1 protein-coding gene is annotated in these 11,449 nt (G+C 72.5%); it reads right to left on the bottom strand.

Annotation, left to right across the window (positions count from 1 at the left end; all coding sequences use genetic code 11):
• A partial coding sequence (locus tag D7V97_RS31760; protein ID WP_120614375.1) for a non-ribosomal peptide synthetase occupies positions 1–11,449 on the bottom strand: 11,449 nt, incomplete at both ends.

The raw sequence follows: 11,449 nt of genomic DNA, 5'->3' as shown, positions 1-11,449 counted from the left end.
AGTTGGGCGAGGACGGACGGGGTGAGGGTGACGGCGGTGATGGCGCGGGAGCGAAGCAGCGAATGGAGGGGCTCGCCGGGCATGAGCTGCTCGCGGGGTGCGAGGTGGAGGCAGGCACCGGCGAGGAGGGTGGCGAAGACTTCGCAGACGGAGGCGTCGAAGCCGAGGGACGCGAACTGAAGGACGCGGGAGTGCGAGTCGAAGCCGTGCTCACGGACGGCGGCGAGCGCGGTGTTGCACAGGCCGCGGTGGGTGAGGAGGGTGCCCTTGGGACGGCCGGTGGAGCCAGAGGTGTAGATGACGTAGGCGAGCGAGTCGGGCACGCCACGAGGAGGCAGCGGCAGGGTGGACCGGGTGGCCACCCGCGGCCAGTCCGCGTCCAGGCACACGAGGAACCCGCTGTCCGAGGGCAGCTCATCCGCCAGGTGCTCCTGGGTGAGGAGCACGGGCACCGCCGAGTCGGCGAGCATGAAGGCGAGGCGCTCGGCGGGGTACGACGGATCCAGGGGCACCCAGGCGCCACCGGCCTTGAGGACGGCGAGGATGCCGATGGGCAGGTCGAAGGAGCGCTCGACGCAGAGGCCCACGCGGGTCTCGGGGCCGACACCCAGCGAGCGCAGGTGGTGCGCGAGCTGGTTGGCGCGGGCGTCGAGCTCGCGGAAGGAGAGGGTGGCGTCGCCGGTGGAGACGGCGGGAGCGTCCGGGGTGCGGGCCACCTGGGCTTCGAAGAGCTGGTGGGCGAGGACGTCGCGGGGGAAGTCCACGTCGCTGGCGTTCCACTCCACCAGCACGCGCTGCCGCTCCGCGTCCGTGAGCAGGGACAGCGAACCCAGCGGCTGTTCGGGCCGGGCGAGCACCGCCTCCAGGGCGATGCTCCAGAGCGCCAGGAGCTGATCCATGGCCTCCCGGGTGAAGCGCGCCGGGTCATAGCCCAGCCGCAGGAGCAGCTCGCGGTCGGGGATGATCATCGCGGCGAGCGGGTAGTTGATGCGCTCGATGAAGCTCACGTCGCGGATCGCCAGGGCGCTGCCCCGCTCGATGACGGACGTGTCCACGGGATAGTTCTCGAAGACGAGGAAGCTGTCGAAGAGGGCCGTGCCGCGGGGCACCTCGCTCCAGGTCTGCACCTTCACCAGGGGGCTGTGCTCGTACTGGCGCATCTCCACCTGCCACGCCTGCAGCTCCTTCAACCACCGCAGCACCGGGACGTCTGGATCCAACCTCACGCGCACCGGCAGGGCGTTGATGAAGAGGCCCACCATGGACTCCACGTCCGTCAGGTCCGGCGGACGGCCGGAGACGGTGGTGCCGAAGACGGCGTCCGAAACTCCCGCGCAGCGGCCGAGCACCAGGCCCCAGGTGGCCTGCACCAGCGTGTTGAGGGTGAGCCCGTTCTCGCGAGCGAAGGCCTGCAGCTCCGCGGTGCGCGCCGCGCTCAGGTGGATCTCCCGCTCCCCGGGAGGCAGGCCAGCTCCGTCGACCTTCGGGGGCAGGGCCAGGGGCAGCGGCGTGGGCGTGGTGAACCCCCGCAGCGACCGCCGCCAGAAGACCTCCGCGCCAGCGTCATCCTGGCGCTGGAGCCAGGCGATGTAGTCGCGGAAGGGGAGCACGGCGTGCTGGGGCAGCGGCTCGCCGCGCTGGAGCGCCTGGTAGGTGGTGAAGAGCTCCTGGAACAGCAGGCCCAGGCTCCAGCCGTCCAGCAGCACGTGGTGGTAGGTCCACACCATGCGCGTGACGTCGTCCGCCAGGCGGATGAGCGCCAGCCGCATCAGGGGCGGGCGCGACAGGTCGAAGCCCTCGGTGCGATCCCCGGAGAGGAAGGCCTCCAACCGCGCTTGCTGCTCCGCGGGAGGCAGGCCGCGCCAGTCCAGCTCCAGCCAGGGCAGCGCCGCGCGGGGGCGCACCACCTGGAGCGGTTCGGCCAGCCCCTCCCAGTAGAGCGCGGTGCGCAGCAGCGGCTGTCGCTCCACCAGCCGGTCCATGGCCCGGTGGAAGGTGTCCAGGTCCAGGGGCGTGTGGAACTCCCACGTGAGCTGCTCCAGGTACATGCCCGCCAGGGGCTCGAGCAGCGCGTGGAAGAGCATGCCCTGCTGCATGGGCGACAACGGGTAGATGTCCTGCGCGAGCGCGTCGCGCTGGAAGATGCGCTCGAGCCCGTCCTGGGTGAGGTGCGCCAGGGGGAAGTCGGAGGGCGTGCGGTGGGCGGCGTCCGCGCTGGCGCGGTCCGCGATGATGCGCCGCAGGGCCTCGCGGAAGCCCGTGGCGAGGGCCTGCATGGTGCCGGGTGCGTGCAGGGCCTCGCTGTAGCTGACGTAGAGGTCCATCCGGCCGGAGAGCACGTAGCCGCCCACCTCCAGCACGTGGGGACGGCGCTCCCCCGCGCCGATGGTGGGGCCCGCGGACTCGCGCACCAGGGTGAAGGGGCCCTCGGCGCGGGAGCCCGTGTCGAACTGGCCCAGGTAGTTGAAGCTCACCTCCGCGGCGGGCAGTGCGCGCAGGCGCCGCGCCGCTTCGTCCTCGCGCAGGTAGCGCAGCAGGCCGTGGCCCAGGCCGCGTCCCGGCACCTTCGCCAGCGTCTCCCGCACGGCACGCACCGCGTCGCCCGGGCTGGCCGCCTCCGGCACCGTCAGCAGCGCCGGGTACAGCGACGTGAACCAGCCCACCGTGCGCGACAGGTCCACGTCGTCGAAGAGGTCCTCGCGGCCGTGGCCTTCCAGATCCACCAGCAGGCGCGACTGGCCCGTCCAGGCCGTCAGGGCCTGCATCAGCGCCGCGAGCAGCACGTCGTCGATGCGGGCCCGGTACGCGGCGGGCACCTCCTGCAACAACAGGCGCGTCTCCTCCTCGTCCAGCGACACCGTCACGCCTCGCGCCGACGCGAAGGTGGCGTCACCGCCGGCCCCGTCCCTCGGGAGCGGGCGCACGCGCGCGCGGGCCTCGTCGAGCCAGAAGGGCAGCTCCGCCGTCACCGCCGGCGAATGGGCGTGCGCCACCAGCCGCTCCGCCCAGCTCTTGAAGGAGGTGCTCTTGGCGGGCAGCGCGAGCGCCCGTCCCTCCTGGAGCTGCTGACACGCCGTGCCCAGGTCCTCCAGCAGCGTGCGCCAGGAGACGCCGTCCACCGCGAGGTGGTGGATGACGAGCACCAGCCGCCCCGTGCGTCCGGCCGCGGGCTCCACCAGCGCCGCCGCCATCAGCGGGCCGTCCTCCAGGGACAGGCCGCGCTGCAGCTCCCCGGCGACGGCTTCCAGGCGCGATGCCTCCACCCGCCGCAGCACCACGCCGTTGCCACCGGGCGCCGCGCACGTCTGGCGCCAGCCCCCGGCGGTCCGGGTGAGGCGCAGCCGGAGCGCGTCGTGGTGCGCCAGCAGGTGGTTCAGCGCCTGCTCCACGATGTCCGCCGCCACCGGCTGGCGCAGCTCCAGCACCATCGCCTGGTTGTTGTGGTGCGGGGCCTCCAGGTCGCGCTCCACGAACCAGCGCTGGATGGGCGTGAGGGGCACGGGGCCCGTCACCGGACCCTGTTCGCCCTGGGGGACGCGCGTCTCCACCGCCAGGGGCGCCAGCTCCGCGAGCGTCGGGTGTTGGAAGAGCTGCTTGGGGGTGAGGCGCAGGCCCACGCGGTGCGCGCGGGCGATGATCTGCAGGCTGACGATGGAGTCGCCGCCCAGCGCGAAGAAGTCGTCGTGCACGCCCACCTTCTCCAGCCGCAGCACCTGCGCCCAGATGGCGGCGAGCTGGCGCTCCACCGCCGTCCTCGGCGCCACGAAGGCGGTGCCCGTCGCGCGCTCCTGCTCCGGCGCGGGCAACGCGCGGCGATCCACCTTGCCGTTGGACGTGAGCGGCAGGGACCCGAGCGTGACGAGCGACGCGGGCACCATGTAGTCCGGCAGCCGCTGCAAGAGGTGCTGGCGCAGGGCGTCCGCGCTCGCGACCTGGCCCACGTTCGCCACCACGTAGCCCACCAGCCGCTTTACTCCCGGCGCGTCCTCGCGCGCCACCACCACCGCCTCGCGCACCGTGGGGTGTCGCAGCAGGGCGTTCTCGATCTCTCCCAGCTCGATGCGGAAGCCGCGGATCTTCACCTGGAGGTCGCCGCGGCCCAGGTACTCCAGCTGCCCGTCCTCGCGCACGCGCGCCAGGTCGCCCGACTTGTAGAGGCGCTCACCGGGCCGCTGTGAGAAGGGGTGCGGCACGAAGCGCTCCGCCGTCAGCTCCGGACGGTGGAGGTAGCCGCGCGCCAGTCCCTGGCCGCCGATGTACAGCTCACCGGGGATGCCCACGGGCTGCGGCTGCAGCTGCGCGTCCAGGACGAAGGCCTGCAGGTCCGGGATGGGCACGCCGATGACGCTGCTCGAGGCCCCTTCCGCGTCCGCCGCGTCCACCACCCGGTAGGTGACGTGCACCGTCGTCTCGGTGATGCCGTACATGTTGACGAGCTGGGGCCGCTGGTCGCCGTGTTTTGAGAACCAGGGCCGCAGGCTCGCGAACTCCAGCGCCTCCCCGCCGAAGATGACGGAGCGCAGGGACAGCCCGCCGGGCTCCGAGGAGGTCGCGTCGGCGTGGATGAGCTGGCGGAAGGCGGAGGGCGTCTGGTTGAGGACCGTCACCCGCTCGCGGCGCAGCAGCGACAGGAAGGCGTCCGGGGAGCGGCTCACCCAGTAGGGCACCACCACCACGCGCCCGCCGTACAGCAGCGCGCCCCACAGCTCCCAGACGGAGAAGTCGAAGGCGTACGAGTGGAAGAGCGTCCACACGTCGCTCGCGTCGAAGCGGTACCAATGCTGAGTGGCGCTCATCAGGCGCACCACCTGCTCATGGGCCAGCTGCACGCCCTTGGGCCGGCCGGTGGAGCCCGACGTGTAGATGACGTACGCGAGGTTGGCCGGCGTGGTCCCCGCCTCCGGTGCGTGGACCGGCTCCGCGTCGAAGCCGTCCTGCGGATCATCCAGGAGCACCACGCTGGCGCGGTGGGCCGGCAGCGCGCCCTGGTGCGCGACCTGGGTGAGGAGCACCGGCACTGCGGTGTCCTCGAGCATGAAGGCCAGGCGGTCGGCCGGGTACGACGGATCCATGGGCACGTACGCGCCGCCCGCCTTGAGGATGGCGAGCAGGCCCACCACCATCTCCAGCGAGCGCTCCACGCACAGGCCCACGAGCGTCTCCGGGCCCACGCCCCGCTGGCGCAGGCGCCACGCGACCTGGTTGGCGCGGGTGTCGAGCTGCCGGTAGGTGAGGTGCTGCGCCTCGTAGCTGACGGCGACAGCGTCCGGCGTCCGGGCCACCTGCGCCTCGAAGAGGTGGTGCAGGGCGGGGCCCCGGGCGAAGCCCTCACGCACGGTGTTCCACTCCACCAGGTGCTGCTGGCGCTCGGGCTCCGTGAGCAGGGGCAGCCGGGCCACGTGCTGTTCCGGATGGACGATGGCGGACCGGAGCAGCACCTCCAGGTGCCCCAGGAGCCGCGCCGCGGTGGTCGCGTCGAAGAGGTCGGCGTTGTACTCCAGCGCCGTCTCCAGGCCCCGCTCGCCGTCGGTGACGTAGAGGGTGAGGTCGAACTTGGCCGTGCGCCCCTCCACGGGCAGCGGGCGCAGCGTCAGGCCCGGCAGGGCGCGCTCCAGCGACAGCCCCTGCTGGTAGACGATCATCACCTGGAACAGGGGCGTGCGGCTCAGGTCGCGCTCGGGCTGGAGCGCTTCCACGAGCCGCTCGAAGGGCACGTCCTGGTGGGAGAACGCGCCGAGCACGGCTTCGCGCGCCTGGGTGAGCAGCTCCCGGAAGGACCGGTGCGCGTCCACGCGGGCGCGCAGCACCAGGGTGTTGATGAAGAGGCCGACGAGCCCCTCCAGCTCCGGGCGCCCGCGTCCGGAGACGGGCGTGCCCACGTTCAGATCCTCCTGGCCCGTGTAGCGGTACAGCAGCGCCTGCAACGCGGCCAGGTACGTGGTGAAGGGGGTGATGCCCTCGTGGCGGTGGAAGGCGCGCAGGGAGTCGGAGAGGTCGCGCGGCAGGGCGCGGGTGACCACGCCGCCCCGGGACGTGGCGAGCGCCGGGCGCGGCCTGTCCGTGGGCAGCTCCAGCGCGTGCGGTGCGCCTTGGAGTTGCTGGCGCCACCAGCCGAGCTGCGCGTCGAGCACGTCGCCCTGGAGCCACGAGCGCTGCCACACCGCATGGTCCGCGGGCTGCACCGGCAGGGGCGGCAGCGGCGACGGCTCCTCCCGGAGGAAGGCGTCGTAGAGCGCGGCCAGCTCCCGCAGCAGCACGTCCATGGACCAGCCGTCCGAGACGATGTGGTGCAGCGTCAGGAGCAGCGCGTGGCGCCGGGACTCCAGGCGCAACAGGGTGACGCGCAGGAGCGGCCCGCGCGTGAGGTCGAAGGGCCGGTGCGCTTCCTCGGTGGCGAGCCGGCGCGCCTCCTCCTCACGCTCGTGCGCGGGCAGCGCTTCCAGGTCCACGACGGTGAGGGGCGGGGTGGCCTCCGGGTGCACGCGCTGCTCACCGCCGTGCTCGCCCTGGAGGAACGTCGTCCGCAGCGCTTCGTGGCGTTGGATCAGCTCCCGGAAGCAGCGCTCCAGCACGCCCACGTCCAGCGCTCCGTCCAACTGGAGGGCGGCGGGGATGTTGTAGAGGGCGCTCTGAGGCTGCCACTGGTCGAGGAACCACAGGCGCTGCTGGGAGAAGGAGAGCGGCAGCGCGCCGTCACGCGGCACGGGGAGCAGCGGCGGCACGGCGCCGTCCGCGTGCGGCTGGAGCTGCCAGGTGTCCAGGTGCCCGGCGAGCCGCGCGACCGTGGGGGCGTCGAAGAAGGCGCGCAGGGGCAGCTCCACCCCGAAGGTCTCGTGCACGCGCGCCACGAGGCGGGTGGCGAGCAGGGAGTGGCCACCGAGGGCGAAGAAGTCATCGTGGAGGCCCACGCGCTCCAGGCGCAGCAGGCGCGCGAAGAGGCCGCACAGCAGCTCCTCGGTGCGCGTGCGCGGAGGGGCGTAGGCGCGCGGCGCTTCCACGGAGGCCGTGGGTGCGGGCAACGCGCGGCGCTCCACCTTGCCGTTGGCGGAGAGCGGCAGCGCGGGCAGCACCACGAAGGCCGCGGGCACCATGTACTCGGGCAGTTGCTGCTGGAGGTGCTGGCGCAGCGCGGTCACGTCGGCCACCTGGCCCACGGCCGGCACCACGTAGGCCACCAGCCGCGGGTCTCCCGGCACGTCCTCGCGCGCCAGCACCACCACCTCGCGCACGGTGGGGTGCTGACCGAGCGCGGCTTCAATCTCACCGGGCTCGATGCGGAAGCCGCGCAGCTTCACCTGGAAGTCGGTGCGGCCCAGGTACTCGATCTCTCCGCCGGGCAGGTGTCGCGCCAGGTCTCCCGTCCTGTACAGGCGCGCGCCGGGCTCGGTGCCGACGGGGTCGGCGACGAAGCGTTCGGCGGTCAGGTCCGGTCGGCGGAAGTAGCCACGCGCCAGCCCGAGGCCTCCGATGTACAGCTCGCCCGGAACGCTCACGGGCACCGGCCTCAGCCGCGCGTCGAGGATGTGGATGCGCAGGTTGGAGATGGGGCGGCCAATGGGGACGGCGCGCCGCGAGTCTCCGCGCTCGCACGTCCAGTGGGTGACGTCGACGGCGGCCTCGGTGGGGCCGTAGAGGTTGTGCAGCTTCGCCGGCAGCCGCTCCAGGCAGCGCCGCGCGAGTTCGGCGGGCAGGGCTTCGCCGCTGGAGATGATGCGCTCCAGGTGCGCGCAGGCCTCCAGCCCGGGCTGCTCCAGGAAGACCTGGAGCATGGACGGCACGAAGTGCAGGGTGGTGATGCGCTCGGCGGCGATGGTGCGGACCAGGTAGGCCCCGTCCTGGTGTCCGCCGGGCACGGCCATCACGAGCCGGGCGCCGGTGATCAGCGGCCAGAAGAACTCCCACACGGAGACGTCGAAGCCGAAGGGCGTCTTCTGGAGGACGGCGTCCTGGGGCGTCAGGCGGTAGGCGGACTGCATCCACGCCAGCCGGTTGTGGATGGCGGCGTGGGTGTTGAGCGCGCCCTTGGGCCGGCCGGTGGAGCCCGACGTGTAGATGACGTACGCGGCGCCTTCGGGCGCCACGCTCACCCGGGGACGGTGCGCGGGCGCGTGGGCGATGGCGTCCCACCCCGAGTCCAGGAACACGATGCGTCCGGAGGTGGCGGGCAGCACCGGCCGCAGGCGCTCCTGGGTGAGGAGCACCGGGGCTGCGGCGTCGCCCAACATGAAGGCGAGGCGCTCGGCCGGGTACGACGGATCCAGGGGCACCCAGGCGCCGCCCGCCTTGAGGATGGCGAGTAGGGCCACCACCATCTCCAGCGAGCGCTCCATGCACACGGCCACCGGCACTTCCGGGCCCACGCCCAGCGAACCCAGGTGGTGCGCGAGCTGGTTGGCGCGGGTGTCCAGCTCCCGGTACGTGAGCCGTTGGCCCTCGTACGCGACCGCGGGCGCGTCCGGGGTGCGGTCCACCTGGGCCTCGACGAGCTCGTGCAAGAGTGCGTCGGACGGCAGCCGCGCGGCGGTGTCGTTCCAGTCCACGAGCAGCGTCTGGCGCTCGGTGGCCGTCAAGAGCGGCAGGTCGCCCAGGGCCTGCTCCGGCCGCGCCACGACGCCTTCCAACAGCTCGTGCAGGTGCCCGGCCATGCGGGCCACCGTGGCCGCGTCGAAGAGGTCGGTGTTGTATTCGAAGGAGAGGCCCAGCCCCTCGGGGTGGTCGGTGAAGGCCAGCGACAGCTCGAAGCGGGCGGTGCGGCCCTCCACCTCCAGCGGGCGCAGGGTGAGGCCCGGCATGGCGCCCCCCAGCTCCAGCCCCTGCTGGTAGACGATCATCACCTGGAAGAAGGGCGAGCGGCTGGGGTCGCGCGCGGGCTGGAGCACCTCCACGAGCTTCTCGAACGGCACGTCCTGGTGGGCGAGCGCGCCGAGGGTGGACTCGCGCGCCTGGGCGAGCAGCTCCCGGAAGCTGAGCCGCGCCTTCGGCCGCGCGCGCAACACCACGGTGTTGATGAAGAAGCCGATGAGCCCTTCCAGCCCATGCTGTTCGCGGCCCTCCACCGGAGTGCCGAGGGCGAAGTCCTCCTGGCCTGAGTAGCGGTGCAGCAGGGCCTGCGTGGCCGCGAACAGCGTCATGAACGGCGTGACGCCCTCGCGGCGGTGGAAGGCGCGCAGGGAGTCGGAGAGGGCGCGGGGCAGGCGGTGTTCGCTCACGGCGCCGCGGTAGCCCTGGTGCGCAGGCCTGGGGCGATCCGTGGGCAGCTCCAGCGCCTGGGGCATCCCTTCGAGTTGCTGGCGCCACCAGCCGACGCGAGACTCCATCGTGTCGCCCTGGAGCCAGGAGCGCTGCCACACCGCGTAGTCCGCGTACTGCATCGTCAGGGGCGCGAGCGGAGAGGGCAGGCCCCGGTGGAAGGCGTCGTAGAGGGCGGACAGCTCGCGCAGCAGCACCGCGATGGACCTGTCGTCCGAGACGATGTGGTGCATCACCGCGACGAGCACGTGCTCCTGCGCGTCCGTCCACAGGAGGGTGATCCGCATGAGCGGACCGGTCGCGAGATCAAAGGGCCGCTGCGCCTCTTCGTCGACGAGCCTGCGCGCCTCTTTCATGCGCTCGGACGCGGGCAGGGCGCGCAGGTCGATGACCGGAAGCGGCAGGGGCTGCGCCAGGTGGATGACCTGGACAGGGTCCTCGCCGGAGGCCTGGAAGGTGGTGCGCAGGGCCTCGTGGCGGCGCAGCACCTCCTCGAACGCGAGCTGGAAGGCCCGCACGTCCAGGGGGCCGAGGAGTCGGAGCGCGGCGGGGACGTTGTAGAGGGCGCTCTGGGGCTGCCACTGATCGAGGAACCAGAGGCGCTGCTGGGCGAAGGAGAGGGGCAGCGCGCCGCCGCGAGGCGCGGGACGTAGGGGCGGTGCGGAGGAGGAGAAGGAGGACGCCTTGAGCGCCTCCACGCGTTCGGCGAGGCGAGCGGCGGTGGTGGCCTCGAAGAGGGCGCGAAGGGGCAACTCCAGACCGAGCACTTCGCGCACCTGGGCGACGAGGCGGGTGGCAAGCAGGGAGTGGCCACCGAGCGCGAAGAAGTCGTCATGGACGCCCACGCGCTCCAGGCGCAACAGGCGCGCGAAGAGGCCGCACAGCAGCTCCTCGGTGCGAGTGCGCGGAGGGGCGTAGGCGGTGGTGGCGGAGACTCCGGAAGGAGCGGGCAGGGCCTTGCGGTCCACCTTGCCATTGGAGGACAGCGGGAGCGCGTCCAGCAGGACGAAGGCGGAGGGCACCATGTACTCGGGCAGGTGCTCGGCGAGGTGCGCGCGCAGGGCTTCCGTATCGAGGGTGTGGTCCGGGCGGGCGCAGACGTAGGCCACCAGGCGTGCATCGCCCGGCACGTCCTCGCGTCCCACCACCACCACGTCGCGCACGGAGGGAAGGCGCGAGAGGAAGGCCTCAATCTCCCCGAGTTCGATGCGGAAGCCGCGCACCTTCACCTGGAAGTCGATGCGGCCCAGGAACTCGAGGGCGCCATCCGGCAGCCAGCGGACGCGGTCACCGGTGCGGTAGAGGCGGGCGCCGGGGACGGAGGAGAAAGGGTCCGGGACGAAGGAGGCGGCGGTGCGGAGTGGGTCGAGAAGGTAGCCCCGGCCGACGCCTACGCCACCGACGAAGAGCTCCCCGGGGACGCCCAGCGGGCAGGGACGCGCGTGCGCGTCGAGGACATACAGGCGCGTGTTGCAGAGAGGCGAACCGATGGGGACGGAAGCGGACGTGGGCGCCGAAGTGAGGAGGGCGTGGGTGACGTCGTCAGAGCACTCGGTGGGGCCGTAGGCGTTGAGCAGGGGCACGGCGGGCCAGGCCTGAAGCCAGCGCCGCGCGGTCTCCGCCGGAAGGGCCTCACCCGTGGCCAGCATGAAGCGCAGGTGGCCGAAGGCAGGGCGAGAGGGGCCCAGGGCATCGGCCTCATCGAGCATGGCGAGCAGCAGCGAGGGCACGGTCTCGACGATGGAAACCGCCTCGCGCTCCAAGGACTCAAGGAGGGCCCCGGGCGAATGCGCGACGTCATCGGGAAGGATGAGCGTCTGGCCGCCGACGAGCAGGGCGCAGAAGAATTGCCAGATGGAGATGTCGAAGCACTGCGAGGCCGTCTGCGCGACGACGTCAGAGGGGCTCAGTGCCAGGTCACGCACCTTGGCATGCAGGTGGTTGAGCATGCCGCGCTGCTCGACCATGGCCCCCTTGGGAGTGCCGGTGGAGCCCGAGGTGAAGATGACGTAGGCGAGGTGCGAAGGCGAAGCACGAGGCGCGAGGGCGTGCTCGGGAGACGCGGCGCTCAGCGAAGCTTCCAGCGAGAGGACGCGAGGCCTGGACTCAGGGGGCAGTAGCGCGAGAGCAGAGGCAAGCCGGGGCGCGAGCGCGTCCGCGACGAGGACGAAGGGGGCGCGGCTGAGGGCGAGGACCTGGG

Source organism: Corallococcus sp. CA053C (assembly GCF_003611675.1).
GTDB lineage: Bacteria > Myxococcota > Myxococcia > Myxococcales > Myxococcaceae > Corallococcus.
This window is presented reverse-complemented; position numbering and strand designations above follow the sequence as displayed.